Below are 25,596 nucleotides of genomic sequence, written 5' to 3'. Positions count from 1 at the left end.
TGTTGCACCTCTGCTGCGGTCGTAGCAATACTGCAACAAGAGGACGCACGTACAGTACGTGCCCATGCGGATCAACGTGTCAGCGCAGCCCGGCGAGGTCGACCTGAGGCCGCTGTCCGCGCGCTCGGTCGTGCTGAGCCTGCTGCTCGGCGCTCATCCGCCCGAACTGCCCGTGCGAGACCTCGTCCAGGCGGTGGAGCCCTTCGGCGTCGGCGGGTCCACCCTGCGTGCCGCGCTGAGCAGGATGGTGGCCGCGGGCGATCTGCGCCGCACGGACGCCGTCTACGGTCTCAGCGACCGTCTGCTGTCCCGGCAGCGCCGTCAGGACGACGCCGTGCGTCCCCGCACGCGCGCGTGGAACGGTGACTGGGAGATGGTGGTCGTCACGGCGACCGGGCGCGGCCCCGCCGAACGCGCCGACCTGCGGTCCCGGTTGACCGCCCTGCGGCTTGCCGAGCTCCGCGAGGGGGTCTGGCTCCGGCCCGCCAATCTACGGCGCCCCCTGCCGGGTGACCTCACGCGGGTGGCCCAGCACTACACCGCCCGCCCCGACCTGCCCGTGACCGAACTGGCCGCGGACCTGTGGCCGTTGGAGGCCTGGGCCGGCACGGCCCGGTCCCTGCTCTCCCACGTGACCCGGGTGACCGGCACGGGCCGGCCGGCCGACCGGCTCACCGTCTTCGCGGCCCTGGTGCGCCACCTGCTCGCCGACCCCGTGCTGCCCGCCGAACTCCTCCCGGACGACTGGCCGGGCGCGGCCCTGCGGTCCGCGTACACGGGCTACCAGGGGGAGTTGGCGGACACGGTGCCGCAGCACGGCCGTCCGGAATGAGGTGCGGCGGCCGTACGACGCCCGGTGGCTCCGGTGTCGTACGCCGTCCGCCGATCACCTGTAGGTGATGTCCGAGGTCGCGTACTTGCAGTAGGTGCCGTCGGGGCCGGTGCCGTTCGTGGTCGGTTCCTTGCCCGTGTTGTTGCCGATGTACTTCTGGCAGGGAATGATCTTCTTGCCGCTGTCCCCGACGATCGTGATGCCCCGGAGGGTCGCGCTGTCGCCGTAGTTGGTGTTGATGCCGACGAGCCGGCTGCCCTTGTAGGTCGCCTCGATGGTGTTGAGGTTGATCGTCCGCTTGTGCTGCGTCCTGCAGTTGCCGCAGGACCGCACGAAGGTGCCGAAGGTCTGCGCCGCGAAGTTGGAGACGTTCAGCGTTCCGGCGCCGTTGAACTGGAACACCTTGTCACTGGCCTCCTTCGCGCCGCCGCCGGAGACGGTGTACACGTTGGACGACGACGAGCCCAGGAACGTCGCCGCGTCCTCGCCGACGTCCTCCCACCAGACGTTCTGGAGTGTGCAACTGCCCAGGCAGTGGATGCCGTCCGCGGCGGGGGCGCCGATGATGACGTTCTTCAGGACCGTGCCGGCGGCCAGTTCCAGGATCGGCCCCTGGTCCTCGTCCTGGCTGTCGCTGCCCAGGTCCCCGGTGCCGTAGAGGCGCTTCATCCCGTAGTCCTTGGTGCCGGAGACCGAGAGGGTGGCGGAGACGGCCTGACTGCCGTTGGCGGTGGGCCAGGTGGCGGCGGACGCGGGGGTGAGAAATCCTCCGGTCATGAGCATGCCAACCGAGAGGCCGACGGCGGCCAGGGAGCCGGTGACGGTGTGCCGACGGGCGTGTGGACGTGCTGGTGAAGTCATGTCCCGATGCCTGCTTCCGGATGGGGGGTGGTCAGATGACCCTGACGTCCTTGGCCGTGCCGCCTGTCACCGCCGACTTGAAGGCGGTCGCCGCGGCGGCTAAGGATCTCCGCAGAGGTGTGCGTGGGGGGAGAGTACGCATGCGAGTGCGTCCCTTCGGATGGCTGAGGAGCTCGTTCGATCACACAGGCGATCATGTAGCTGAACGATGTACGTCATGGCGAACTCTTGCGTGCGCTCAGCGGGCGCTTGGCCGCGTTTGTGATCGCGGGGTCAGTCACACTTCTGAACGGAACGTAGAGGGCAAGCGCTTTCTAGTCAACGCCTCACGCAGAACGTGTCCGGCCGCCCGGGCGACTCCTTCCGGGGTCTGCGCCGGCGCCCTTCGGGGGCCCTAGCCGATGTTCTTGTCGACGTTGCCCTTGCTGCTGCTTCCGTCGCTGTCGCTGTCGATGCCGTCCGTCGGGCCGCCCGTTGCGCCGACGGATGAACCGGCCTTGCTCGGCCAGTGGTTGAACAGCAGGTTCAGTGCGATCGCCGTCAGGCAGCCGGCGCTGATGCCGCTGTTCATCACCGTCTGGAACCAAGCGGGGAACTTCTCGTAGACCGTCGGCACTCCGACCGGCAGCAGGCCCACGGCCACCGATACCGCCACGACCGTCAGGTTGTGGTTGTCCTCGAAGTCGACCTGGGTCAGCGTCCGCAGCCCGCTCGCGGCGACCGTCCCGAACATCACCAGGCCCGCGCCGCCCAGCACCGGCGCCGGGATCGCCGCGACCACCGCACCGAGCTTGGGCAGCAGGCCGAGCAGGACCAGCATGCCGCCCGCCGCGGCGACGACCCAGCGGCTGCGCACCCGGGTCATGCCCACCAGACCCACGTTCTGCGCGTACGCGGTGTAGGGGAAGGTGTTGAAGACGCCGCCGAGGACGGTCGACAGGCCGTCGGCGCGCAGGCCGTCGGACAGGGAACGTGGCTCGACCTTGCGCCCGGTCAACTCGCCGACCGCGATCAGGTCACCGGTCGTCTCCGTCATGGTCACCAGCGCCACCACCAGCATCGAGATGATCGCCGAGGCCTCGAAGGCAGGCGCGCCGAAGTGGAACGGCGTGCTGATCCCGAGCCAGTTGGCATCCCCGACACCGTCGAAGTCCGTGAAACCGGACGGCACCGCGATCGCGAGCCCCACGGCGATGCCGATCAGCACCGCGATCCGGCTCAGGAACGCCGGTGCGAACCGCTGCACGCCCAGCACCACCGCGAGCACGAACCCGGCGAGCGCCAGGTTCTTCGGCTCCCCGAAGTCCTTCGAACCGGCTCCGCCCGCAGCCCAGTTGCCCGCCACCGGCAACAGCGAGACGCCGATGATCAGGATGACGGTGCCTGTGACCAGCGGTGGGAAGAAGCGCAGCAGCCTCCCGAAGACCGGTGCCAGCAGCAGGATCGCGAGCCCCGCGACGATCACCGAGCCGTAGATCGCGGGCAGGCCGCCACCCTTCGTGCCGATCAGCACCATCGGCGACACGGCGGCGAACGTGCAGCCCTGCATGATCGGCAGCCGCACACCGAAGCGCCAGAAACCCACGCACTGGATCAGCGTGGCGATGCCGCACACCAGCAGGTCGGCGGTGATCAGGTACGCCAGATCGGCCGGCGACAGCTTCATCGCGCCGCCCACGATCAACGGAACGGCGACCGCGCCCGCGTACATCGCGAGCACGTGCTGAAGCCCGAAGGCGGCCAGTCGGCGTACGGGTGGCACCTCGTCCACGGGATGTGTGGGACGCGCCGGATGTGGGGGACGTATCGATGCGGGCCTGGGCATGGGCGACTCCAGAACGGCGGCGAGGGGGGTGGCGACTTCCGGACAGCACGTGACCGTAGGCGGATTGAACGGTTTGTTGATTTCCGAGCTGTTGCCGCCGTGTGACCTGGCCGCCCGCCCTCGCCCCACTCCGCTAGCGAAGGTCCTGCGGAAGCGCCGGCGGGAGGTCCCGCGGAAGGGCCGGCGGGACGTCCGGTCGGAGGTCCGGTGGGAGGTTCTGCGCCAGGTCCGGCGGGAGTGGCGCGTTCGCCGCGGCCCGCAGGGACTCCCAGTCCGGCAGCTTGACGACACCCCGTCCGAGGGTGGCCCCGAGTGCGGACTCGGCGCGCTCGATGGCCTGCCAGCCCGCCCATTCGACCGGTTCGATCCCCTCGGCGCGCAGTGCCGTGAGGGGGTCCTCGGGCAGCTCCCGGTCCAGCAGCGCGGGGGCGTCCTCCAGCAGAGACGTCACTGTCTCCTTCGCGCACGGCCGGTTCGTGCCGATGACTCCCGTCGGGCCGCGCTTGATCCAGCCCGCCACGTACTCGCCCGGCGCCACGGCGCCCGCCCGCAGGACACGTCCGGCCAGATTCGGTACCGTGCCGCGTTCCGCGTCGAACGGCAGCCCCGCCAGCGGAACCCCGCGATAGCCCACCGACCGCAGCACCAGCTGCGCCTCGATGTCCTCGTACCGTCCGGTGCCCGTCACACCGCCGTGTCCGTCGGGCTCCGTGCGCTCGAAGCGCACCGCGCCCACGCGCCCGTCGGCGGCGCGAACTTCGACCGGCCGGAGGAAGAAGCGCAACCGGATCCTGCGCGCGGTCCGCCGGGGCGGCTGCTGCGCCCAGCCGCGCAGCACCTCCACGTTGCGGCGCTGGGCGGCCGGCAGGGCGGAGGGGTCGGTGTACGCCGGATCCGCGGCCAGCTCCGCGGGGTCCACCACGACCTCCGTGTCCGGCAGAGACCCCAGCTCGCGCAGCTCCTTGGTGGTGAAGCGGGCCTGGGAGGGTCCGCGCCGGCCCACCAGATGGATGTCGGCCACCTGGCTGCCGGCCAGGGCGGTCAGCGCGGCCTGCGGCATGTCGGTGGGGCTGAGCTCGGTCACGCCCCTGGCGAGCATCCGCGCGACGTCGACGGCGACGTTCCCCATGCCGACGACCACGGCCGAACGGGCGTCCGCCACGAAGGCGGCGTCGGTGGCGTCCGGATGGGCGCTGTACCAGGACACGAACTCCGTCGCCGACCAGCTGCCTGGAAGGTCCTCGCCCGGGATGCCCAGATGCCGGTCGGTGGCGGCGCCCACGCAGTACACGACCGCGTGGTAGAGCTCCCGCAGCCGCTCGGCCGGGATCCCGTCGGCGCCCACCCGCACTCCGCCGAGGAAGCGCACCCGTTCGTGCTCCAGGACCGTGCGCAGATTGTTCTGGAGCGACTTGATCTTCTCGTGGTCGGGCGCCACGCCGTAGCGCACCAGGCCGTACGGGCAGGGCAGTCGGTCGAGGACGTCGACGCGTACCCCGGGGTCTTCCTGGACGAGGCTCTGGGCGGTGTAGCACCCGCTCGGCCCGGAGCCGACGACGGCGACACGCAGCACGGCGTACTCCTTCTCCGAGGGCAGTGGGGGGATCGGAGGAGATCGATGACGTCTTCAGCATCGCACCGTGAGGGCTCCGCTGACAGGGTGCTGTGGCGTTCGGGGGCGCGCGTGTCCATTCGTATGGAATGTGATCATGCGGTTACGTTGCGTGTGTGCTAGAAGCATCCTTTCTTAATCTTTCCGGTCGTTCCGCCTCGGACGGCGCGGTGTCCGTGTGGCCCGCGTGGGAGGTACAGGAGGGGGAAGGCGCGACCGCCTGGCTGAACGTCCGGCTCGCCTTCGCCGACGGGGCCCGGGTCGACGCGCTCGCCGTGGTGGCCGACGGCTGTGTCTCGGTCGAGGACGTCCGGGCCCAGCCCGCGCTCTCCTTCGGCGACCTGACGGTGCTCGCGGACTGGATCGAGGGCCCGTTGTTCGAGGCCTGCGGGCTCGACGCCGACCCGGCGGAGGGGCTGGAGGACGGGACCGGCGAGACCGTCTTCGGGCCCGACGACACGGACGGCGGGTCGCGCCGGGCCCGCCCCGCGTGGCCGCGCGGGATCGAGGGGCGGTGGCTGGTCGCGCAGGAGTACCGGGCCGCCCAGGACGAGGGCGTCGACCCCGTCCACGCGGTGATGTGCGCGACCGGACACAGTCGCCGCCGGTCCCTCAGGCTGATCGCGCAGGCCCGGGACGCCGGCTATCTGACACCCCGCCACGCCCGGCGCTGACCGGGCCGGTGAGCGCACCTCGGCGTCGCCAAGCGATCCGCGCCGCATCGCGGGTCTTCGTGTGGTCGTCACCGCAGCACGCGTATCCGTGCGGTCCGCGCCCCCTCTCGCGTCCCCGTGCGGTCGTCACCGCGCCTCGCGCATCCGCCTGACCGTCACCCCATCGCGCGCATCCGCCTGACTGTCACCCCGTCGCGCGCATCGGGGTGGCCGTCACCCCGTCGCACGCATCCGCGCGGCCGTCACCCCATTTCACGCATCCGCGTGATCTCGCTCGTCTGCTGGGCGATCACGTCGTCCGCCATCTCCTCGATCCGGACGTTGTTGCCCTGGGCCTTCACGTCCGTGGCCATGGTGATCGCCCCCTCGTGGTGGGCGATCATCAGGCTGAGGAACAGCGTGTCGAAGGCCTTGCCCTTGGCCGCGCGCAGCTTCGTCAGCTGGGCCTCGGTCGCCATGCCGGGCATCGCGGCGTGCTCGTGTCCGGTTGTGCCGCCGTTCTTGGCGTAGGGCTTCAGCCAGCTCTCCATGACACTGATCTCCGGTCCCTGCGCGGCGGAGATCCGCTCGGCGAGCCGCTCGACGTTCGCCGACCGGGCACGTCCGGGGACGAGTGCGGTCATCTCCAGAGCCTGGGTGTGGTGCTCGATCATCCGGCGGGCGTAGGCGATGTCCGCCGCGTTCGGGGTGTCGTCGTCGGCGCGCTGCTGCGCCGCGTCCGCGGCGGACAGGGTCCGGTTCGCCTCGCCGGGCGCACCCGGCACGATCACCGAAGGCCCGTCCGCCCCGGCCTGCCGGGACTCGGCGTCGGAGCCCGAGTCGCAGCCCCCGAGCGCGAGTACGGCGAGCGCGGTCAACGCGGCCAGGGTGAGGGGCGTACGGGACGCGCGGCGGTAGAGCACAAGGACCTCCAGTGGCAGGCGGGTTGACGGGACCCCGGTGGTCATACGAGCGCCGGTGACTCATTCCGGCTGGTTCGCGCACACCACGGCGCATGACTCGGCATGGCGAACGCATTGCCCTCTATTGATGTGAGCATGGTAAAGACCATACTTCGGTGGAACGTGAACCGTTCCCGCGTGAACGGTGACCACGGCGACTAGGGAGGAAGCAGTGACCCTGTTGAACCATTCCCGAACGCGGCGCAGACGATTCGGAATCGCGGCGGCGGCGACCGGACTTCTGGCCGCACTGCTGACCGCGGTCCCGGCGGCCGCCACCCCCGACCCCGGGGACGGCCCGGCGGCGCGGACGGAGCTGTCCGCGAACGCGCAGGCCCAGGCGGCGCGGGCGATCGCCGACGGTGAGATACCGGGCCAGGACGAGATCGTCCACTCCGCCAACATCGAACACCTCGCGAACGTCCCCAAGGAGGCCTTCACCGGCCTCAACTCGGACCTCGCCTTCCAGGGCAGGTACGCCTTCGCCGGCAACTACGACGGCTTCCGCATCTTCGACCTGCGCAACCCGAAGGCGCCCAGGACGGTCGCCCAGGTGCTCTGCCCCGGCTCGCAGAACGACATCTCCGTCTCCGGCGACCTGCTGTTCCTGTCCACCGACTCCTCGCGCAGCGACAGCAGTTGCAACAGCACGACGCAGCCCGCGACCGAGAAGTCGTCGTGGGAGGGCATGAAGATCTTCGACATCAGCGACAAGACCAACCCGAAGTACGTCGCCGCCGTCGAGACCGCGTGCGGCTCGCACACGCACTCGCTGGTACCGGAGCGCAGGAACGTCTACATCTACGTCTCCTCGTACTCGCCGAGCGCCACCTACCCCGACTGCCAGCCGCCGCACGACGGCATCTCGGTCATCAAGGTGCCGCGCAAGGCCCCCGAGAAGGCCGCGTTGGTGAGCTTCCCCGTCCTCTTCCCCGGCGAAGGGCCGGACGGCGGCGGCAACCCGGGCTCGCCGACCAACCCCGGTGTCTCCAAGACGACCGGCTGCCACGACATCACGGTGCTGGCCGACAGGGACCTGGCCGCGGGCGCGTGCATGGGTGACGGCATCCTGTTCTCCATCAAGGACCCCGAGCACCCGAAGGTCATCGACCAGGTCCAGGACAACGTCAACTTCGCGTTCTGGCACTCGGCGACCTTCAACCAGAAGGCGAACAAGGTCGTTTTCACCGACGAACTCGGCGGTGGCGGTGCGGCCACCTGCAACGCGACCGTCGGCCCGAACCGAGGCGCCGACGGCATCTACGACATCGTCGGCAAGGGCGACCACCGCAAGCTCGTCTTCCGCGGCTACTACAAGATCCCCCGCCACCAGGCGGACTCCGAGAACTGCGTGGCCCACAACGGCTCGCTGATCCCGGTGAAGGGCAAGGACATCATGGTCCAGGCCTGGTACCAGGGTGGCGTCTCGGTCTGGGACTTCACCGACTCCGCCCACCCCAAGGAGATCGCCTACTTCGAGCGCGGCCCGCTGTCCACCACGCTCTCCATCGGCGGTTCGTGGTCGGCGTACTACTACAACGGCTACATCTACTCGAACGACATCGCCAAGGGCTTCGACGTCCTGAAGCTGAGCGACCGTCGTACGGATCCGGCGAAGCACGTCCGGCTGGACGAGCTCAACGTCCAGACGCAGCCGGACTACTTCGACTGACGAACGCCCGCCACTCCGGCCGACCGTCGGAGACGGCTACGACTTGTCGGCCGGCCGTTGTCCCGGCCGGTCGACAGGTTGCCCGGGGGGCCGGTTCACCGGCCGCTGATGCGGCTGGTCGACCTCCTGCCCCTCCGTGGCGAAGAAGCGTGAGAGATCCGACTCGACCGTCCCGCCGGACGCCTCGGTGTCCGGCGGGACGCCCATGTCCCAGTCCAGTCCGTAACGCTCGAACAGCTCGGCGCGCAGCGGGGTGATGGGCAGCGGCACGTTCGGCAGGACCATCGCGTAGACGGCGCCCATGAGCAGGGAGCGCAGCATCGGATAGTCGGCGTCCACGTTCTGTGAGCCGTGCCGGACCATGGTGTCGCGCAGCAGCTCGGCCAGCCGTTTCTGCTCCGGGCACTGCACGAAACCCTCGGCCTGCAACAGTCCCGCCATGTGCTGGCGCATCAGCACCGGTTGGTCCCGCGCCAGTCCCAGGACGGCGTCCACGGCGCGTGCCGTCCGCTCCCGGCCGTCCTCGGTGCGCGGTTCACGCTCCAGTGCCTCCTCCAGCGTGCGGTGCATCAGCCGGTGCACGGCCGACTGAACCAACTGGCGTTTGCCGGGGAAGTAGTACGAGACCAGGCCCCGCGCGGAACCGGCCCGGTCGGCTATGTCGCCGAGTGTCGTCGCGTCGTACCCGCGCTCCCGGACGAGTTCGACCGCCGCCTGCAGCAGACGTTCCCGGGAACGCCGCCGCAATTCTTCATTGACCGAGGCGCTGCGCGGGGACATGCTGGAACTCCTGCGTTGACTGGTTGGCAGCCAACTATACTCAACGCGTCCTGGCCGACCCCTGTTCGGGGTCATGCCGGGCTGTCGTCCGCCTCGGGCGACGCGGGGGATCGTCCGAGGCGGACGCTTTCTTCGCACTGGTAGTTGCCTGAGGCGATTTGCTCCGGATCCGAACTCCCGGGTGGGCGGCCCGGGGTCGGGGTCAGCCCGCCAGATCCAGCACCGGGCGCAGGCCGTCCGGACGCTCGGTCACGGGCAGATGGTCCACGAAGTGGACGCCGCAACCCAGGGCCGCCGCACCGCCGTCCGCGTGACGGTTGTCGCCCACCATGAGCGTGTCCCGCGGATCGGCGCCGAGCAACTCGCAGGCGGCGGCGAACAGTCGGGGGTCCGGCTTCTGGATGCCGTGTTCGTACGACAGGGCGTAGGCGTCCACGTACGGGTCGAGGCCGTGCTCGCGGAACACCGGGCGCAGGTCCCAGCCGATGTTGCTCACCACCCCCACGCCGATCCCGCGCTCGCGCAGTGCCCGCAGCACCTCGGCGGCGTCCGGATACGGCGCCCACGCGGCCGGAGCCATGTGCCGGTCGTACAGCGCCTCGTGCAACCCCGTCCCGGGCAGGGCGACCTGGCGGACCAGGCCGGTGTACGCGGCCCGGTGCAGCGCGGCGCTGACGTCCCTCGTCGCCCACGCCTCGGCGAGGTCCGCCGGGACGCGCGGCGGAAGGTCCCCGCCGGGCAGCGCTCCAACCGCTTCCAGGGCCCGGACGATCTTGGCCAACTCCGGTTCGGGAAGGCCGAGATCCGCCTCGGCGAGCACCGCGCGCAGCCAGGACTCGGTGGACTCGGCGCGGAAGAGGGTCCCGGAGAAGTCGAACAGAACGGCGGTCATGCCCGGACCCTACCCGGACCGCCGTCCGGCGCGAGGAGCCCGCGGCGCCGGCCGGTTCAGGGACGCGGGCAGCGATGTGCCGGAGAACGAGATGGCCGTTCCGGAGCACGTGCGGCCGTTCCGGAGACGTGAGGGCCGTTTCGGAGAACGCGATGGGTGGTGTGGGCGCGCGCGGTCGTTCAGCTCGGGTGTGCGCGGCCGTCGCGCCGCCGTTCGTACGCCCAGACCGCCAGCGCCACCACGAACGCGCCGAGCAGCCAGCCGCCGACGACGTCCGACGCCCAGTGGACGCCGAGCCACACCCGGGTCAGCCCGACGCCGATCACACTGAGCAGGGCCAGCGTGAGAGCCGTACGCCACAGGGCGCGGCCGGCGCCCCGGTCGTGGAGCAGCCACAGGAGGAGGCCGCAGACCACCGTGGCCGTCATGGCGTGACCCGACGGGAAGGCCGCGTAGTGGGCGGAGACGACGGGGTCGGGCCAGACGGGACGCGCCCGGTCCAGCGCCGCCTTGAGGGACTGCTGCACCAACAGGCCCACCGCGCACGTGACCAGCAGCCACACGGCGGTCCACCACGCCGAGTGCCGCCACACCAGCCACACCGCGACGGCCGCGGCCAGCAGGCGTATCGTCAGCGGGTCCCACACCCAGTCGCTCAGGATGCGCAACGTGTGCGTGAGACCGGGTTCGTCGACCGCCCAGCGGTGGGTGGCGCGGGCGATGTCGTGGTCGAGGGCGAGCAGGGGGAGCCATTCCGTCGCCACCAGGGTGCTCAGCAGCGCCGAGCACAGGGCCAGGACCAGTGCCGTCCCGGCGGGGGTGACGCGGCGCTCCGGCGGTCGGGGCGGGGCGGGCGCGTACGGGGTGGGCATGGAGAGATCCTCGCCGACCCATGGGGCGCGGGGCGAACTCCGCGGCCTGGAGTGTCGGCGATGACCTCGGGCGTCTGCGGCGACCTGGAGTATCGGCGACGAGCCGGAGTGTCGGCCACGAGGTGTCCGGCCGGTGCGCGGACCGGCCTCGCGGCTCCGTGGTCGGACCGGCTCTAACCCAGCGCGCGCAGCGCCGGTACGAACGTCACCAGGACCGGGACCACCGGTATCAGCGCCGCCGCCGCCGTCAGGCGCAGCCGGTGGACCGCGGTGAGCCGGGCCGGGGGAGTCAGGAGCCGGTCGACCCGTTGCGGGACGTGGGCGTGCGGGGTCGGCGCCGGGCCGAACACGCCGCGGTCCTCGTTGAGTTCGACCAGGGCGAGGGCCGTCGTCAGCCGGCCGAAGCGGCGCGAGGCCATGTCGTCGGCGGCCAGTTCGACCAGCCGGTGCATCTCGGCGCGGAACGCGGCGAACACCGGCACCTGCGGAAAACCCTCGGCCAGCGCGGCCGAGCAGTGCAGCAGCCAGTCGTGCCGGGCCTGCGCGTGGCCCTCCTCGTGGGCCAGCAGAGCGTCCAGCCGACGCCCCTTGAGCCGGCGCAGGGCGCCCGTGGTGACGACGAGCCGGGGTGCCGCGCCAGGCAGCCACCATGCCTCGGGCCGCTCGCCCTCCAGCACCACCAGCCGCTCGCCCGTCGGTTCCTCGCCGGGCAACATCGGGGCGCGTACGAGGAGTTCGGTCTTTCGGCGATGTCGCCTGAGCCGGGCTCGCGAGACCTCGCGGACCAGCATCGCGGCGCTCCACAGCCCGCCGCACGCCAGCACCACCGCGGTCGCGGCCGCCCAGGGCCCCGCCGCGCCGAGCGCGTACGCCTCCACCACCGCGCGGGGCGCGGGCCCGAACACATGCCCCCGCACCGCCTGCCAGGCCGCCGCGGCGCTCAGCGTCATCGACAGCGCGCAGCACAGCAGTACGGCCGCCACCACGCACTGCCAGACCCACAGGGCGACCACCGGTTCTCGGTCCGCCCAGTCCGCGCGGGCGAGCACCCGGGGGGCGAGGACGGCGGTCAGGGCGCCGAGCAGCAACAGTGCCGCGGGGACCATCATGGGAGCACCCTATGAGCGCCGCGTGGTCAGGGGTACGGGCTGCCACGGGAAGTGACGCAAGCAACGATCGTCGACTCGAGCAGCAATCGCCGCCGCAAGCAACGACGGCTGGCGACAGCAACGACCGCCGACGCAGGCGAGGATCGCGGATTCAGAGCGTCAGCAGCATCGCGACCATCCCGATCCCCATCGACAGCCGGCACGCCCGGGCCAGCTCCGGCCGGTCGCCCCAGCCCCCGGTCGTGGCGCCGGCCCCGGCGGGCAGCAGCCGGGCTCCGGAGAGCAGTACGTAGCCCGCGTAGTAGAGCAGCAGCGCACCCGTCACCAGCGGGAGCCCGGATCCGCCGGTTCCGTGGTGGTGTCCGGGGGAGGCGGCCATCGCGACCGCCATGTAGACCATGGCCGACGTTCCCACCAGGTGGTGCAGATGGTGTGCGTCGGCCCGTGCCGCCCACAGGGCGTGCAGGGCCGCCGCGCCGAAGACCACCGCGTAGCCGGGCCAGGCCCACGACGGCGGGCTGAACACCGTCGCCGGGACGGCCATCGCGGCCATGCCGAAGCCCATGAGCGCCTCACCGCCCGCGGCCCGGCGCTGTTCCTCGACCCTGCTGCGCATCCGCAGCAGGCAGTAGGCCCCGGTCGCCGCGCACAGCGCGACCAGCAGCCAGCCGGGCGAAGCCGGTCCGTGCACACGTGCCTCCCCGCTCGTACGGCTCGGACGTCCGGACGGTCGGGCGGCTCCCGAGCCGGTTCCGACGGTCGGTCAAGGGATGCCCGGGTCACGCGGAGCTCAAGCGAGCGCAATGTTGTACACGGGGAGCACTCGGCGAAGCACAGCAGGTCACCGGTGCGGCTGCCGGTCTCAAAATTAATTCTTTACAAGTAAAACACCGGTTAATCTTATACGTATGAGCAGTGCGCCCCCCACCCTCACCCCCGCCGCTCCACTCGTCCGGCGCCTCCCGCTGGCCGGTGTGCTGCGCCTCGGCCGGCCCTCGGACATCTGGTTCAAGCCCGCGCTGAGCGTGGTCGCCTCGGTCGCCCCGCCCAACCTGATCCTGCTCGCGCTCGGCCGGCTCGACCTGGCGATGTACACGATGGCCGGGTCCCTGTGCGCGCTGTACGCCCACAACCGCCCGTACGCCGCCCGGGCCCGCGTCCTGGCCCGGGTGGTGCTCGGCATGACCGGCGGTCTCGCCGTCGCGCTGGTCGCCGCCTCGCTGACCACGAACGCCGTCGTCCTCGTCACCGTCGGCGCGCTCCTGGCCGCCGTGCAGAAGGCCCTGTGCGACGCCACCCGGGTCGGCCCGCCGGGCAACGTGGTCCTCAGCTTCATCAGCTCCGCCTCCCTCTTCGTCCCGGGCGCCCTCGGTCAGGTGCCCGGGCACCTCGCCCTGGCCCTCGCGGCGGGGGCCTGGGCCTGGCTCGTCGGCATGGCCCCGGGACTCGTCCGCCCGCACGGCCCGGAGCGCCGCGCCACCGCGCAGGCCCTCGACGCCGCCGCCGCGTATGCCGCGACCAGGGGTTCTCGCACCGGTACCGGCACGGACAGGAACACGGACACCGACACCGGCACGGACACGGACACCGGCATCAGCACCGCTCAGGCCAAGGCCCGGGCCGCCGCGTCGGCGGCCCTGCACGCCGCCTGGCAGTCACTGCTCTCCGCCGGAGCCCGCTCCGAGACCCGGCGCGCACTCGAACGGCTCGTGGTCCGCGCCGAGGTCGCCCTCTCCGCGCCCGGCGACACCGACCCCGAGTCGCTGCGCGACCTGGCGCGCGCCCTGCGCGGGCGTGGCCCGGTACCGCGGGCCGACGACCTGGCCGAAGCCGTCGGCGAGCTCCTCGGCGTCGACGCCGAACTTGCCTCCGGGAAACGGCCGTTGTGGACCAGGCTCGGCCCGCTGACCCCGCTCGCCATGCGTACCGCCGTGGGTTGCGCCCTCGCCGGCTACGCCTCCCTCGCCCTCGGTGTCGGTCGTCCCTACTGGGCCCTGGTCACCGCGGCCTCCCTCTACCAGGCCAACGTCACCCTCACCTGGAGCCGGGCTGTCCAGCGCGTCGTCGGCAACCTCGTCGGTGTCCTCGTCTTCGCCGCACTGGTCCCGCTGGCCCACCTCCACCAGGCGGCGCTGGTGCTGTGCTGCGTCGCCCTCAACTTCGGTGCGGAGGCCCTGATCGGCCGGAACTACTGGCTCGGCAGCACCTGTGTGACCCCCATGGCGCTGCTCATCACCGAGTTCGCCCGGTTCCAGGACTCCGGCGAGCTGATCACCGAGCGGGTGCTGGACACCGTGGTCGGCGCGCTGACCGGCTTCGTCGCCGCGGTCGCCGTCACCAACCGGCGCTCGGGCGCCCGCCTCGAACAGGCGCTGACCGCCGCCGAACGCGCCCGCGACCACACCGCCCGGCTGCTCGCCGAGCCGCACTCCGCCTCCGGCGCACTGGACTCCGCCCGCCGCGCGCTGACCGGCGCCCTGGTCGACCTGCGCGCCACCGCGGACGCCGCGGCCGGCGAGTGGTGGCAGCGCGCACTGCCCCAGGAGCGGGTCGTGTTCGCCGAGCAGGCCGGACACCGTACGCTCGCGGCGACGGTCCGGCGCCAGGGACTGCACCTGGACGGGCGCACGAGCGGCAGAGCGGAGGACGTACGGCCATGACGCCGACGCAGGGACGACCGACGGACGGGCCCGGCACGACCGAAGGTGATGCCATGGGGGCGCGGTACGGGGACACCGTCGCCGCCGTCGTACGGCAGTGGCGGGCCGTGCACCCCGAGCTCGACACCGGGCCCATGGAGATCATCGGCCGGGTCAATCGCTGCGCGGCCCTGCTCCAGCAGGCCGAGGACGCTCCGCTGCGCCGGGCCGGACTGAGCCGTCCCGAGTTCGACCTGCTCGGCGCGCTGCGCCGCACCGGGCACGAGCTGACCCCGAGCGAGCTGGCCCGCGAGACCTTCTCCTCCGGCGCCGCCGTCACCAAACGACTCAAGCAGCTGACCGAGCGTGGCTTCGTGGAGCGCCGCGGCGACACCAGGGACCGCCGGGTCGCCCATGTCCGCCTCACGGAGAGCGGCCGCGCCCTGGTCGACGCGATCCTGCCCGAGCAACTCGCCTACGAGACGACCGTGCTGGAGGTGCTGGATCCGCCAAGACAGGGCGAACTCGCCACGCTGCTCGCCGAGTTGCTCGGCCGACTGGAGGGCCGGATGGGCGCGCTGCGCGCCTGACCGGCTCGTCCTGCCACCGCTCGACGACGACGTTCACCGCACCCGCGCCCTACGACACCGCGTACGCCGACTCGGGAGGGCGGCGCCCGCGCGGGCCACGGCGACACCTCGGGCCGCTCGCGCCAAGCGCGCCCCTTCTGGTCGACGCCGTCACCAAGGCCGCCGTCACGGGGATGTCTGAGGCCCCGGGCCTCGGCGGCGGACCAGGGGACGCGCTCGTTTCACCCCCCCATCCACCCGCCGACCCACCGACTTCGACGGCGTCGCCAGCAGCCCTCGCGGCAGGCGCACCGCGTGCGCCTCGGCGACCGACCGGTTGAGGGCGAGGGCGCCGGGTACGTGGGACGGCTCAGGGGCGGCGAAGCCACCGGAATACCTGCCCGGCTCAGGCTTCCGCTCCAGCCGGGGGGCCTAGGGGCCAGCCATCCGCGCCCGCAGGGTTCGCCGGGGGTGCGGTGTGCCGGGGGTGCTGAGGCACTCATCCTTCAGCGCCCACCGGAGCCCGCGGTGGGCGCAGGGGTGCCTGAAGCGGCTCAGCCTTCCGTGTCCGCTGGGGTGCCCGGACGCTCAGCCCTTCGCTCCGGCCGGGGGACTGAGTCGCGGCGCTCAGCCTTCCGCGCGTCGGAGGCCTGGAGCAGCCCGGCTCTGCGTGCCCGCAGGGGTGCCCGGAGCCGGATCAGCCTTCCGCGCCCGCAGGGACGCCGGGGGCGCCCTGCCGCTCCTGCCCGTGTCCGCCGTGGCTCAGCCTTCCGCGTGCCCCGGGGCTACTGGGACGCTCAGCCCTCCGCCCCGCCAGGGTGCCAGGAAGTGTTCCGTCCCCGCCCTCTGCCCCGCCAGGGTGCCAGGAAGGGCTCAGCCCTCCGCCCCGCCAGGACCCCGGAAGCGTTCAGCCCTCCGTGCCCCCCAGGTGGACGCCGAAGACCGCGCCCTGTGGATCCCGTAGCACCGCGATGCGCGGTCCCTGGGGCACGGAGGTGGGTTCCATGAGGACCGTGCCGCCCGCGGCCGTCGCCGTGGCCGCCGTCGCGTCCACGTCCCGCACCGCGAAGTACGGCAGCCAGTGCGGCGGCACCTCGGGCGGGAACTTGTCGTCCATCGTGATCATTCCGCCGAAGTCGGCGCCGTCGAGGCCCCACTGTGTGTAGTGCTCGGAGGCGTTCACGCTCCAGCCGAACACCGTGGTGTAGAAGTTCTCGGCTTGTTCCGGGGCGCGTGTCAGCAGTTCCACCCAGCCGAGCGCGCCCGGCTCGTTGAACAGCCCCGCGCCGGGGAAGGCGCGCGCCTGCCACAGCTGGAAGGGCGCGCCGCCCGGATCGAGGGCCACCGTGAAGCGGCCCGCGTCGAGCACGTCCATCGGCCCGACGAGGATCGTCCCGCCGGCCTCCGCCACCAGCCGCGCCGCGACGTCCGCGTCCGTCACGGCGAACGACACGTTCCACGCGACGGGCTGCGACTCCTGGTAGAGGGGCGACAGGGCGGCGACCGCCGTGTCACCGAGGTGCGCGACCGTGTAGCAGCCCGCCTCCTGCCGCGGATCCGTCTCGGCACGCCAGCCGAACAGCTCGGCGTAGAAGCGCTTCGCGCCCTCCAGGTCGCTGGTCCCCAGTTCGGTCCAGCAGGGTCCGCCGGGCATCGGCTTGTCGAGCTTCATGGCGTTCCTTCCGAAAGGAGACCCCTCCAGCACGCTAGCCCCGGCCCCGCAGGGCGTCCATCCGGACCTGCCTTGAGGGCCCAGCCCCTGCCGGCCGGAAGAACCATGACGGGACGAGGTACTCCTAGATGCCCGGTCGGTACCGCAGCGGATGGTCGGCCGGCACCTCCACCAGGACGATCCTGGTGCCGTCCGGATCCGCGATCCACATCTCGACCAGCCCCCACGGCTCCCGCACCGGCGGACGCGTGATCGTGACGTCCCGGGCGAGCAGCTCATCGTGCGCCGCTGTCACGTCCGCGACCTGGAGCCACAGCCGGGGCGGCGGCGACGCCGGGGCGTCCGACCGCCCGGAGAGCTCCAGGAAGCCGCCGCCGAGGAAGTAGACGGTGCCGCGCTCCGGGCCCGTACCGAACTCGCGGTAGACGGCGAGGCCCAGTTGCTCGCCGTAGAAGGCCCGGGAGCGTGCGGGGTCGGTGGGGCTCAGGAGGGTCCGGCTGCTGAGTACATGCACCATGCACCCGGAGCCTAGTGGCAGCGATACCCTCGTCCCTGCGAGCCGCGCCACAGATCGGAGACACCCGCCCATGGACACCGCCGCCGGACTCATCTTCCGCGACGCCACCGAGACCGACGTGGACGCGCTGGTCGCGCTCGTCGAGTCGGCGTACCGAGGCGACGCCAGCCGGGCCGGGTGGACCACCGAGGCGGACATCCTCGAAGGTCAGCGAACCGACCCGGAGGGTGTGCTGGCGGTCGTCGAGGCGCCCGACAGCCGGCTGCTGACGGTGGAGCGCGACGGCCGGATGGTCGCCTGCTGCCAGCTCGAGCACCGCGGCGACCACGCCTACTTCGGCATGTTCGCGGTCAGCCCCACCCAGCAGGGCGGCGGCCTCGGCAAGGCGGTCATCGCGGAGGCGGAGCGGCTGGCCCGTGCGACCTGGGGCGTCACGGAGATGCACATGACCGTCATCTCGGTGCGCGACGACCTCATCGCCTGGTACGAGCGCCGCGGCTACCGCCGTACGGGAAAGAAGAGTCCGTTCCCGTACGGCGACGAGCGTTTCGGCGTTCCGCAGCGCGACGACCTGGAGTTCGAGCTGCTGGTCAAGGAGCTCGTCTAGGACCTGCCCGGCCGTCAGGCCGTGAAGCGGCCCGTGCGTTTGATGTCCGGATGGTCGGTGGTCGCACCGTCCAGTTGCAGGGCGCGTACGAGCCGCAGGTGGTCCTGGGTGTTCACCACCCAGCCGATGACCTTCAGGTTCGCCTCCCGCGCCTGCTCCACGACCTCCAGCGTGAGGCGGCGGATGTCGAGGCAGAGGGTCGAGGCCCCGACGTCGACGGCCCGGCGCACGATGTCGGGGCCGTAGCGGCCGCCGATGAGCGCGGTCCGTACGCCCGGGACCAGGCGGGAGATCTCCGCGATCGCCTCGTCGTGGAACGAGGACACCTCCACGCGTCCCAGCAGGTCCCGTCCGGTCATCACCCCGGCCAGCACCCGGGCCGCCGCCACGTCCTTGATCTCGGCCTGGAGCGGTGACCGCACCGCGTCCAGGACCTCCTCGAAGACCGGGACCCGTTCACCGAGACCCGCGTCCAGGGCGCGCAGCTCGGCGAGGGTCTTCTCGGCGATCGGGCCTGAGCCGTCGGTCGTGCGATCCACGTCCGCGTCGTGCATGACGACGAGGGCGCCGTCCTTGCTCAGGTGCAGATCGAGTTCGATGACGTCGAGGCCGGCCTGCTGGGCGGCGACGAAGGAACGGAGGGTGTTCTCGGGCTCGACACCCATGACCCCGCGATGACCGATGGTAAGGAAGTTCAAGGCTCAACTCGCTTCCGTCGACGGCGGCTCGGCACGCGCGCGGACCGGAGCGGACGGCCCTGTCCACGCGGCAGAGCCGCAGCCTAGTGGCCCCGCCCCGCGATGTACCCGCTCGTACACAGGGCATTGGTGTGGCGTGCGGGCCGGAAGCGGCGTGGAGCGTCGAGAGCGCTCACTCGGGCGTGGGCGAGTCCCTCGGTGATCGACCCCACGCGGTGGCCGGATCCCGCCCTTGGGACCCGGGTGTGCCCGGAACGGGAAGGGGTAGCGGAAGTGTGTGCCGCTCTCATGTCCGGCAGGAAAAAGTGCGGTGACATGTGGGGCGCGCAGGATAATTTCCCGGGTACCCCCTTGCTGGGAGAAACCCCGTATGTATACGGTCTTCATACGCGAGGTTCTCCCGTGGAGGATGGGACATGACGGAAATTCTTGTGCAGGTGGGTACGGAGGAGCGGGTTCCTCCCGTGAGCAGGGTGGTTGAGCACCCGGCATGGCCCGTGCTCAAGGATGCCGTGGAGCAGATCCGGCCATGGCAGTCGAAGGACGGATCGATCGATTTCGACGCCGAGGGCGCCCCCGGTCCGGCCGAGGTGGAACTCGTCGTCCGGCGTGTCGGAGACGCCGTCGAGGAGCTCTCGCCGCTGCTGGCGCACGACGCCGCGTACCACGAGGCGCTCGTCAAGGACCTGCGCCGCTGGGCGGACGGCGGCTTCCGGGTGCCGGACTTCCTCGACTCGCTGCTGGCCTTCCAGCCGGCCGCGCACCGCGAGGACGGCCTCCAGCACCTGGTCGTCTTCCCGATGTACACGCAGAACGGCAACCCCGACCGCAACCTCGAGGCCGTCGTGCTGCGCATGGTCTGGCCCGACTGGCTGGCCGAGCTGGAGCGCACCCGCTACGACAACCCGCTCTTCTGCGGCATCACGTTCGAGGACTTCACGGCCGGCTACGACACCAACTCCGCCGTCCTGTTCCCCGAGACGATCGCCGTGCGCGAGGCCCCCGAGCGCTTCACCTGGGGCGGGATCTTCTGTGACCGCGAGGCCGCGCGCTTCCGCCGGGTCACCGACGCCGCCGTCGGGATACTCGGCCTGGAGCTGCCCGCGGACATCGCCGCGATGGTCCACGACCAGAAGCGCTCCGAGGAGGCCTTCGTCCTGTGGGACATGGTCCACGACCGCACCCACAGCCACGGCGACCTCCCCTTCGACCCGTTCATGATCAAGCAGCGCCAGCCGTTCTGGATGTACGGCCTGGAGGAGCTGCGCTGCGACCTCACCGCCTTCAAGGAGGCCGTGAAGCTGGAGGCCGACGGCGTCCCGCAGGCCCGTGACGTGCAGTACGCGGTGCTCTTCGACCGGATGTTCCGCTTCCCGGTCACCGGCGAGCGCGTGCGCAACTACGACGGCCTCGGCGGCCAGCTGCTCTTCGCCTACCTGCACAAGCACGACGTCGTCCGCTGGACCGACAACAAGCTGCACATCGACTGGCAGCGCGCCCCGCAGGTCACCAACCAGCTGTGCGCCGACATCGAGCAGCTGTACCGCGACGGCATCGACCGCCCGAAGCTGGTGCACTGGTTCGCCGGCTACGAGCTGGTCTCCACCTATCTCGCTCCGCACCCGGGCTCCAAGTGGGCCAAGGGTCCGGACGCCCTGGATCTGTCCCAGCCGCCGCGCCGGCTCGTGGACGACGTGCTTCCGGACGAGTTTCCGCTGAGCATGTTCTATGAGGCACTCTCCAAGAAGCTGAAGAACGTGATCGCCTCCACCAGGGGCATCACGGCGGACGGTGCCGAGCGGGCCGCCGCGTGAGGGACCGCGATACCGAGAACACTGCTCAGGAGGCGCGCATGGTGGGGAACGGGGTTCTCAGCGGAGCTGTGATCACGGTGGCCGGAGCGGGCGGCCCGGCCGGCCGGGCCGCCATGGTGCGCCTCGCCGACGCGGGCGCGACCGTCATCGGCGCGGACAACGACCCGGAGCGCCTGGCGGAAGCCGTGGACGAGGCGCGCTACGGGCACGGCGGGGCCACCGTCATCGGCGAGACGGTCGACCTGCTCGACCTCGAGTCGACCCGCGAGTGGGCTCTGCACGTCGAGAAGGACTTCGGGCGCGTCGACGGCGTGGTCCACCTCGTCGGCGGCTGGCGCGGCAGCGAGACCTTCGCCAAGACGAATCTCCACGACTGGGACCTGCTGGAGATGCTGCTCATCCGTACCGTGCAGCACACCTCCCTCGCCTTCCATGAGGCGTTGCAGCGCAGCGAGCGCGGCCGGTACGTCCTGATCAGCGCGGCGGGCGCGAGCAGCCCCACCGCGGGCAACGCCGCCTACGCCGCCGCCAAGGCCGCCGCCGAGGCGTGGACCCTCGCGCTGGCCGACTACTTCCGCAAGGCGGGGGGCGAGAGCGGGCCGACGTCCGCTGCTGCCATCCTGGTCGTGAAGGCACTGGTGCACGACGCGATGCGCGCCGAGCGACCCAACGCGAAGTTCGCGGGCTTCACGGACGTCAAGGACCTGGCCGACGCCATCGTCGACGTGTGGAGCAAGCCCGCCGCCGAAGTGAACGGACAACGTCTGTGGCTGACCGAGAAGCCGTGAACCCTCCGAAGACCGACGCACGGCGCCATCACGACCCGGAGATCCGCGGTTTCGCCAGTGACAACTACGCCGGAGCCCATCCGGAGGTGATGGCCGCCCTGGCCGTGGCCAACGGCGGCCATCAGGTCGCGTACGGCGAGGACGACTACACCGAGAACCTCCAGCGGATCATCCGCAGCCACTTCGGGGCCTCGGCCGAGGCGTTCCCCGTCTTCAACGGCACCGGCGCGAACGTCGTCGCGCTCCAGGCGGTCACCGACCGCTGGGGCGCGGTGATCTGCGCCGAGAGCGCGCACATCAACGTCGACGAGGGCGGCGCCCCGGAGCGGATGGGCGGCCTGAAGCTGCTCACCGTGCCGACGCCGGACGGCAAGCTCACGCCCGAGCTGATCGACCGGCAGGCGTACGGCTGGGACGACGAGCACCGGGCGATGCCGCAGGTCGTGTCGATCACCCAGAGCACCGAGCTGGGCACGCTCTACACCCCCGACGAGATCCGCGCGATCTGCGACCACGCGCACGCCCACGGCATGCGGGTCCACCTGGACGGCTCCCGGATAGCCAACGCGGCCGCGTCGCTCGACGTGCCCATGCGGACGTTCACCAACGCGGTGGGCGTCGACATCCTCTCCCTGGGCGGGACGAAGAACGGCGCGCTGTTCGGCGAGGCGGTCGTGGTCCTCGACCCGGACGCCGTCAGCCACATGAAGCACCTGCGCAAGCTGTCCATGCAGCTCGCGTCCAAGATGCGCTTCGTGTCGGTGCAGTTGGAGGCACTGCTCGCCAAGGACCTGTGGCTGCGCAACGCCCGCCACGCCAACGAGATGGCCCAGCGGCTGGCCGAGGGCGTCCGCGCGGTGCACGGTGTGGAGATCCTGCACCCGGTGCAGGCCAACGGCGTCTTCGCCCGGCTGCCGCACGACGTGAGTGAGCGCCTCCAGAAGCGCTTCCGCTTCTACTTCTGGGACGAGGCGGCCGGCGACGTGCGCTGGATGTGCGCGTTCGACACGACCGAGGACGACGTGGACGCGTTCGTCGCGGCCCTCAAGGAAGAGATGGCGCGCTAGCCCGGCAGGCAAGGACGCGAGAGGCGCACCGGCACAGGCCGGTGTGCATAGATATGCGGCCACCCGAAAAGTAATTGACGCTCGGGTGGTCGCATTCCTATGCTCTGCCGCCATGGAGCTGATCCAGGAAACTCCCGACCTGTCCGCCTACTTGGCCGCCGACGAGACCATCGACCATCATCACCCGCTGGTCCGGGGAACGGCCGCCCGCCTCGCCCGGGAGAGCGCGGACTCGTATGGCTATGCGCGGGCCGCTTTCGAGTTCGTCCGCGACACCGTCCCGCACTCCCAGGACTCCGGTGACCCGCGGGTCACCTGGCGCGCCTCCGACGTCCTGGAGCGGCGTACCGGCATCTGTCACGCCAAGGCCCACGCGCTGACCGCGCTGCTGCGCGCCGAGGGCATCCCGACGGCGCTCTGCTACCAGCGACTGGCGGACGACGACGGCGGGTACGTGGTGCACGGACTGGTCGCCGTGCGGCTGGACGGGGCCTGGCATCGGCAGGATCCGCGGGGCAACAAACCGGGTGTGGACGCGCGGTTCTCCCTCCACGGGGAGCGCCTGGCCTTCACGGTCGACCCGGAGTCCAATGAGGTGGACTATCCGGTCCTGTACGCTGAACCGCATCCGGTCGTGCTGAGCGCCCTGCGGGCCGCCCCCGACCGGTCGTTTCTCCGCAAGACGCTCCCGACCGCACTCCGAGGCAGGCGATGACCCCCTCCCTGACCGTGTCCGACGAGGTGCGCGCCCTCGCGCCCGGCTTCACGCCCCTCGCCGTGGAGGCGCACGGACTGCGCAACGGGCCCAGCACGGACGCCAGTGCGGCACTCCTCGACGACGCGGTCCGTCGGCTCGCCGTCCGGCTGGAGGGACGCGCGCCGCACGAGGACCCGCACATGGCGGCCTGGCGGGAGGTCTACACGGCGTTCGGGTCGAAGCCGTCCCGCACCCGCAACTCGGCGGAGGCGCTGGCCAGAAGGGCCCTGTCGGACGCGGGCCTGCCACGCGTCAACCTGCTCGTCGACCTCTACAACGCCGTCAGCGTCGCCCACCTCATCCCCGTCGGGGGCGAGGACATCGACCAGGTGCGGGGCGGGATGCGCCTCGTGCGCGCCGTCGGTGACGAGGATTTCGTGACCGACGCCGGCGGTACGCGAACCGTGGAACACCCGGACACCGGCGAGGTGGTGTGGTGCGACGAGGCGGGAGTGACCTGCCGGCGCTGGAACTGGCGCCAGGGCCCGCGCACGCGGCTCACCGGGACGACGACCTCGGGCATCTTCCTGCTGGAGGGCATGGCCCCGATGCCGCTGTCCGGCGTCGAGGCCGCCGCGGCCGAACTCGTCGAACTGCTGGAGAAGTTCAGCCCGGGGGTACAGACCGCCGTCCGTCGCGCGGATGAGTGAGCGCGGCCGTCCCGACGACACCCGCCCCGCCGTACGGCGTACCCGGCAAGGAACTCCACCCGCGCGGCCCGAGCCCGCGGGACCCGGGCCGACCGGACCTCAGCGGGCCTCGGCCGCCCGGACCTCTTCCGGTGTCGGCGCCGTGCCGCCCAGGTGTGCCGGCATCCACCAGGTGTCCTCGGGGCCCTTGGGGCGTACCGGATAGGCGCGCTGGGCGGCCTCCAGCAACTCCTGGACCCGCTCGCGCAGCCGGCGGGTGATGGCGCCCGCGTACTGGTCGCGGGGGGCCTCCACCGGCTCGCCGACGCGGATGGTGATCGGGGTGTGGCTGCGCTTGAAGTTGCGTGGCTGGCCCTTGGTCCACAGTCGCTGCGTGCCCCACACGGCCATCGGGATCAGCGGGACGCCCGCCTCCTGGGCCAGCCGGGCGGCACCCGACTTGAAGCTCTTGAGGGTGAACGACTGCGAGATGGTCGCCTCCGGGAAGACCCCCACGATCTCACCGGACTTCAGCGAGTCCAGGGCGTGCGCGTACGCCGCGTCACCCTGCTTGCGGTCCACGGGAATATGCTTCATGCCCCGCATCAGCGGACCGGAGATCCGGTGCCGGAAGACCGACTCCTTCGCCATGAAGCGAACGAGACGTTTCTGCGGGAGCGCGGCCAGACCGTCGAAGATGAAGTCCAGATAACTGATGTGATTGCTCACCAGCACGGCGCCGCCCGAGCGCGGGATGTTCTCCGACCCCTTGCAGTCGATCTTGAGGTCCCACGCCTTGAACAGGGTGCGCGCGAGACCGACGACGGGACGGTAGACCAGTTCAGCCATGGACGGAGTGGACCCTTCCTTCTCTGTCTGGGAAGGGATCTCCCAGCGGCAAACTTACGCAGCCGTAGGTTTACGGCATCCCGCAGATCGTGCCCGAAGAACGGCCGGGGAGCCAGTCCTGGTGCCCGGGTCCGGCGAGATCCTCGTCACGTCGGCCGCATGATCCACCTGCGCTTTTAAACTGCCTTTACTGCGCGCGGATCGTGACGCACCGGACGAGAAGGTACAACTCACGGGCCGGGCCGTACGTCAACGGCGCGCGGAATGAGGAGGCTCGCGGTTCTCCGCGGCCTGGCGTTCGCACCCGGCCCGTAGTGCCGGGGAATCTTCGCGGCCGCACGGGCGCTGTGCGAAGGAGGACCGGACGTAGGGAAGACGAGTGCCGCGGCGGCGGTGGGGCGGGAGGGTGTGCGTGCACGGGCGCGACGACGAAAGGCGGCTCGGGGCCGACCGGTTGGGCGGCGAACTCGGAGAGCGTGCCACGCTCGTGCAGTTCTCCAGCGCCTTCTGCGCGCCCTGCCGGGCCACCCGGCGGGTCCTCGGCGAGGTCGTCCGGCTGGTCCCGGGCGTGGCCCACGTCGAGATCGACGCGGAGGCGCACCTGGAGCTGGTCCGCGAACTCGGCATCCTCAAGACCCCGACCGTGCTGGTCCTCGACGCGGCCGGGCGCGTCGTGCGGCGGGCCACCGGCCAACCGCGCACGGCGGACGTCATCGCGGCGCTCGGGGTGGCGATGGAGGGGTGACGGGGCGAACGGTGAGGCATCTCCCATATGCCGGGACGCACTTGACTGCGCGTACCACCTATCGTCAGCCTGACTGTATGCCTACGGAACTCCTTCTCGTCGGGCGGGTCCACGTCGACCTCGCCCGCACCGCGAGCGCGCGCTGTCCGGGCTGTTGAGCAGTCACGGCCCCGCT

At 71.4% G+C, this 25,596-nt stretch carries 25 protein-coding genes; 12 read left to right on the top strand and 13 right to left on the bottom strand.

Features of this window, described 5'->3' with window-relative positions:
- The first annotated feature begins 64 nt into the window (after positions 1-64).
- Complete coding sequence (locus ACWCQK_RS15570; protein ID WP_451155648.1) at positions 65-832, top strand: PaaX family transcriptional regulator C-terminal domain-containing protein; 768 nt, start codon at positions 65-67, stop codon at positions 830-832.
- Between the two features lie 54 nt (positions 833-886).
- Here ACWCQK_RS15570 and ACWCQK_RS15565 read toward each other — a convergent pair whose 3' ends face one another.
- The 3 genes from ACWCQK_RS15565 to ACWCQK_RS15555 all read right to left on the bottom strand — a co-directional run bounded on the left by ACWCQK_RS15565 (position 887) and on the right by ACWCQK_RS15555 (position 5,091).
- Positions 887-1,693 carry a pectate lyase gene (locus ACWCQK_RS15565; protein ID WP_451155647.1) on the bottom strand — a complete coding sequence of 269 codons (807 nt, stop codon included), beginning with the start codon at positions 1,691-1,693 and terminating at the stop codon, positions 887-889.
- A gap of 394 nt (positions 1,694-2,087) precedes the next feature.
- On the bottom strand, positions 2,088-3,518 hold the full coding sequence (locus tag ACWCQK_RS15560; RefSeq protein WP_451155646.1) for a nucleobase:cation symporter-2 family protein: 1,431 nt from the start codon (positions 3,516-3,518) through the stop codon (positions 2,088-2,090).
- A gap of 133 nt (positions 3,519-3,651) precedes the next feature.
- Positions 3,652-5,091, bottom strand: coding sequence for an FAD-dependent oxidoreductase (locus ACWCQK_RS15555; RefSeq protein WP_451155645.1), 1,440 nt, complete (start codon positions 5,089-5,091; stop codon positions 3,652-3,654).
- A 209-nt stretch (positions 5,092-5,300) separates the two neighbouring features.
- On the opposite strand from ACWCQK_RS15555, the gene ACWCQK_RS15550 reads away from it, so the two are divergent.
- Complete coding sequence (locus ACWCQK_RS15550) at positions 5,301-5,804, top strand: DUF6214 family protein (RefSeq protein ID WP_451155644.1); 504 nt, start codon at positions 5,301-5,303, stop codon at positions 5,802-5,804.
- Between the two features lie 242 nt (positions 5,805-6,046).
- On the opposite strand, the gene ACWCQK_RS15545 is transcribed toward ACWCQK_RS15550, so the two are convergent.
- Positions 6,047-6,751, bottom strand: a complete 705-nt coding sequence (locus ACWCQK_RS15545; protein WP_451155643.1) for a DUF305 domain-containing protein — start codon at positions 6,749-6,751, stop codon at positions 6,047-6,049.
- Between the two features lie 166 nt (positions 6,752-6,917).
- Here ACWCQK_RS15545 and ACWCQK_RS15540 point away from each other — a divergent pair, with 166 nt between their 5' ends.
- Complete coding sequence (locus tag ACWCQK_RS15540; RefSeq protein ID WP_451155642.1) at positions 6,918-8,417, top strand: LVIVD repeat-containing protein; 1,500 nt, start codon at positions 6,918-6,920, stop codon at positions 8,415-8,417.
- Positions 8,418-8,453: 36 nt separating this feature from the next.
- On the opposite strand, the gene ACWCQK_RS15535 is transcribed toward ACWCQK_RS15540, so the two are convergent.
- The 5 genes from ACWCQK_RS15535 to ACWCQK_RS15515 all read right to left on the bottom strand — a co-directional run bounded on the left by ACWCQK_RS15535 (position 8,454) and on the right by ACWCQK_RS15515 (position 12,761).
- On the bottom strand, positions 8,454-9,197 hold the full coding sequence (locus tag ACWCQK_RS15535; protein WP_451155641.1) for a TetR/AcrR family transcriptional regulator: 744 nt from the start codon (positions 9,195-9,197) through the stop codon (positions 8,454-8,456).
- A 202-nt stretch (positions 9,198-9,399) separates the two neighbouring features.
- The gene (locus ACWCQK_RS15530; protein WP_451155640.1) at positions 9,400-10,089 is read right to left on the bottom strand and encodes an HAD family hydrolase; all 690 of its coding nucleotides are present in this window, start codon (positions 10,087-10,089) and stop codon (positions 9,400-9,402) included.
- Positions 10,090-10,268: 179 nt separating this feature from the next.
- On the bottom strand, positions 10,269-10,961 hold the full coding sequence (locus ACWCQK_RS15525; protein ID WP_451155639.1) for a phosphatase PAP2 family protein: 693 nt from the start codon (positions 10,959-10,961) through the stop codon (positions 10,269-10,271).
- Positions 10,962-11,134: 173 nt separating this feature from the next.
- Positions 11,135-12,070: a M56 family metallopeptidase gene (locus ACWCQK_RS15520; RefSeq protein WP_451155638.1), complete on the bottom strand. Its 936-nt coding sequence runs from the start codon at positions 12,068-12,070 to the stop codon at positions 11,135-11,137.
- Positions 12,071-12,221: 151 nt separating this feature from the next.
- Complete coding sequence (locus ACWCQK_RS15515; RefSeq protein ID WP_451155637.1) at positions 12,222-12,761, bottom strand: DUF5134 domain-containing protein; 540 nt, start codon at positions 12,759-12,761, stop codon at positions 12,222-12,224.
- A 217-nt stretch (positions 12,762-12,978) separates the two neighbouring features.
- Here ACWCQK_RS15515 and ACWCQK_RS15510 point away from each other — a divergent pair, with 217 nt between their 5' ends.
- Positions 12,979-14,730, top strand: a complete 1,752-nt coding sequence (locus ACWCQK_RS15510) for an FUSC family protein (RefSeq protein ID WP_451155636.1) — start codon at positions 12,979-12,981, stop codon at positions 14,728-14,730.
- Positions 14,727-15,299 carry a MarR family winged helix-turn-helix transcriptional regulator gene (locus ACWCQK_RS15505; RefSeq protein ID WP_451155635.1) on the top strand — a complete coding sequence of 191 codons (573 nt, stop codon included), beginning with the start codon at positions 14,727-14,729 and terminating at the stop codon, positions 15,297-15,299. The genes ACWCQK_RS15510 and ACWCQK_RS15505 overlap by 4 nt, the downstream gene beginning before the upstream one ends.
- An 886-nt stretch (positions 15,300-16,185) precedes the next feature.
- Here the strand turns inward: ACWCQK_RS15505 and ACWCQK_RS15500 are convergent.
- Positions 16,186-16,950 (bottom strand): VOC family protein, encoded by a 765-nt coding sequence (locus ACWCQK_RS15500; RefSeq protein WP_451155634.1) that lies wholly within the window; start codon positions 16,948-16,950, stop codon positions 16,186-16,188.
- 124 nt (positions 16,951-17,074) lie between these two features.
- Positions 17,075-17,467 (bottom strand): VOC family protein, encoded by a 393-nt coding sequence (locus ACWCQK_RS15495; protein ID WP_451155633.1) that lies wholly within the window; start codon positions 17,465-17,467, stop codon positions 17,075-17,077.
- A 70-nt stretch (positions 17,468-17,537) separates the two neighbouring features.
- On the opposite strand from ACWCQK_RS15495, the gene ACWCQK_RS15490 reads away from it, so the two are divergent.
- Complete coding sequence (locus ACWCQK_RS15490) at positions 17,538-18,074, top strand: GNAT family N-acetyltransferase (RefSeq protein ID WP_451155632.1); 537 nt, start codon at positions 17,538-17,540, stop codon at positions 18,072-18,074.
- A gap of 14 nt (positions 18,075-18,088) precedes the next feature.
- Here the strand turns inward: ACWCQK_RS15490 and ACWCQK_RS15485 are convergent, their stop codons facing one another.
- Positions 18,089-18,772: a glycerophosphodiester phosphodiesterase gene (locus ACWCQK_RS15485; protein ID WP_451155631.1), complete on the bottom strand. Its 684-nt coding sequence runs from the start codon at positions 18,770-18,772 to the stop codon at positions 18,089-18,091.
- A 416-nt stretch (positions 18,773-19,188) separates the two neighbouring features.
- On the opposite strand from ACWCQK_RS15485, the gene ACWCQK_RS15480 reads away from it, so the two are divergent.
- From ACWCQK_RS15480 to ACWCQK_RS15460, 5 genes are all read left to right on the top strand, one after another.
- Entirely contained in the window at positions 19,189-20,586 is a 1,398-nt protein-coding gene (locus ACWCQK_RS15480; RefSeq protein WP_451155630.1) for a DUF6421 family protein, read from the top strand.
- Positions 20,587-20,627: 41 nt separating this feature from the next.
- Positions 20,628-21,374: an SDR family NAD(P)-dependent oxidoreductase gene (locus ACWCQK_RS15475; protein ID WP_451155710.1), complete on the top strand. Its 747-nt coding sequence runs from the start codon at positions 20,628-20,630 to the stop codon at positions 21,372-21,374.
- The gene (locus tag ACWCQK_RS15470) at positions 21,371-22,441 is read left to right on the top strand and encodes a threonine aldolase family protein (protein ID WP_451155629.1); all 1,071 of its coding nucleotides are present in this window, start codon (positions 21,371-21,373) and stop codon (positions 22,439-22,441) included. Before ACWCQK_RS15475 ends, ACWCQK_RS15470 begins: the two co-directional genes overlap by 4 nt.
- A gap of 112 nt (positions 22,442-22,553) precedes the next feature.
- On the top strand, positions 22,554-23,156 hold the full coding sequence (locus ACWCQK_RS15465) for a transglutaminase-like domain-containing protein (protein WP_451155628.1): 603 nt from the start codon (positions 22,554-22,556) through the stop codon (positions 23,154-23,156).
- Positions 23,153-23,848: a B3/B4 domain-containing protein gene (locus ACWCQK_RS15460; protein ID WP_451155627.1), complete on the top strand. Its 696-nt coding sequence runs from the start codon at positions 23,153-23,155 to the stop codon at positions 23,846-23,848. Before ACWCQK_RS15465 ends, ACWCQK_RS15460 begins: the two co-directional genes overlap by 4 nt.
- 99 nt (positions 23,849-23,947) lie before the next feature.
- Here the strand turns inward: ACWCQK_RS15460 and ACWCQK_RS15455 are convergent, their stop codons facing one another.
- Positions 23,948-24,676 (bottom strand): lysophospholipid acyltransferase family protein, encoded by a 729-nt coding sequence (locus ACWCQK_RS15455; protein ID WP_451155626.1) that lies wholly within the window; start codon positions 24,674-24,676, stop codon positions 23,948-23,950.
- 379 nt (positions 24,677-25,055) lie between these two features.
- On the opposite strand from ACWCQK_RS15455, the gene ACWCQK_RS15450 reads away from it, so the two are divergent.
- Complete coding sequence (locus tag ACWCQK_RS15450) at positions 25,056-25,421, top strand: thioredoxin family protein (protein WP_451155625.1); 366 nt, start codon at positions 25,056-25,058, stop codon at positions 25,419-25,421.
- The last annotated feature ends 175 nt before the right edge of the window (positions 25,422-25,596 follow it).

Source organism: Streptomyces sp. NPDC002306, assembly GCF_053593435.1.
The sequence above is the reverse complement of the archived record's forward strand: the minus strand, read 5'-3'. Positions and strand labels throughout refer to the sequence as shown.

Bases quoted from the DNA above. Each gene is read 5' to 3' on its own strand.
- ACWCQK_RS15495 (WP_451155633.1), bottom strand. From the start codon at position 17,467: ATGGTGCATGTACTCAGCAGCCGGACCCTCCTGAGCCCCACCGACCCC.
- ACWCQK_RS15525 (WP_451155639.1), bottom strand. From the start codon at position 10,961: ATGCCCACCCCGTACGCGCCCGCCCCGCCCCGACCGCCGGAGCGCCGC.
- ACWCQK_RS15500 (WP_451155634.1), bottom strand. From the start codon at position 16,950: ATGAAGCTCGACAAGCCGATGCCCGGCGGACCCTGCTGGACCGAACTG.
- ACWCQK_RS15465 (WP_451155628.1), top strand. From the start codon at position 22,554: ATGGAGCTGATCCAGGAAACTCCCGACCTGTCCGCCTACTTGGCCGCC.
- ACWCQK_RS15530 (WP_451155640.1), bottom strand. From the start codon at position 10,089: ATGACCGCCGTTCTGTTCGACTTCTCCGGGACCCTCTTCCGCGCCGAG.
- ACWCQK_RS15560 (WP_451155646.1), bottom strand. From the start codon at position 3,518: ATGCCCAGGCCCGCATCGATACGTCCCCCACATCCGGCGCGTCCCACA.
- ACWCQK_RS15505 (WP_451155635.1), top strand. From the start codon at position 14,727: ATGACGCCGACGCAGGGACGACCGACGGACGGGCCCGGCACGACCGAA.
- ACWCQK_RS15570 (WP_451155648.1), top strand. From the start codon at position 65: ATGCGGATCAACGTGTCAGCGCAGCCCGGCGAGGTCGACCTGAGGCCG.
- ACWCQK_RS15545 (WP_451155643.1), bottom strand. From the start codon at position 6,751: ATGACCACCGGGGTCCCGTCAACCCGCCTGCCACTGGAGGTCCTTGTG.
- ACWCQK_RS15535 (WP_451155641.1), bottom strand. From the start codon at position 9,197: ATGTCCCCGCGCAGCGCCTCGGTCAATGAAGAATTGCGGCGGCGTTCC.
- ACWCQK_RS15480 (WP_451155630.1), top strand. From the start codon at position 19,189: ATGACGGAAATTCTTGTGCAGGTGGGTACGGAGGAGCGGGTTCCTCCC.
- ACWCQK_RS15520 (WP_451155638.1), bottom strand. From the start codon at position 12,070: ATGATGGTCCCCGCGGCACTGTTGCTGCTCGGCGCCCTGACCGCCGTC.
- ACWCQK_RS15455 (WP_451155626.1), bottom strand. From the start codon at position 24,676: ATGGCTGAACTGGTCTACCGTCCCGTCGTCGGTCTCGCGCGCACCCTG.
- ACWCQK_RS15460 (WP_451155627.1), top strand. From the start codon at position 23,153: ATGACCCCCTCCCTGACCGTGTCCGACGAGGTGCGCGCCCTCGCGCCC.
- ACWCQK_RS15490 (WP_451155632.1), top strand. From the start codon at position 17,538: ATGGACACCGCCGCCGGACTCATCTTCCGCGACGCCACCGAGACCGAC.
- ACWCQK_RS15510 (WP_451155636.1), top strand. From the start codon at position 12,979: ATGAGCAGTGCGCCCCCCACCCTCACCCCCGCCGCTCCACTCGTCCGG.
- ACWCQK_RS15565 (WP_451155647.1), bottom strand. From the start codon at position 1,693: ATGACTTCACCAGCACGTCCACACGCCCGTCGGCACACCGTCACCGGC.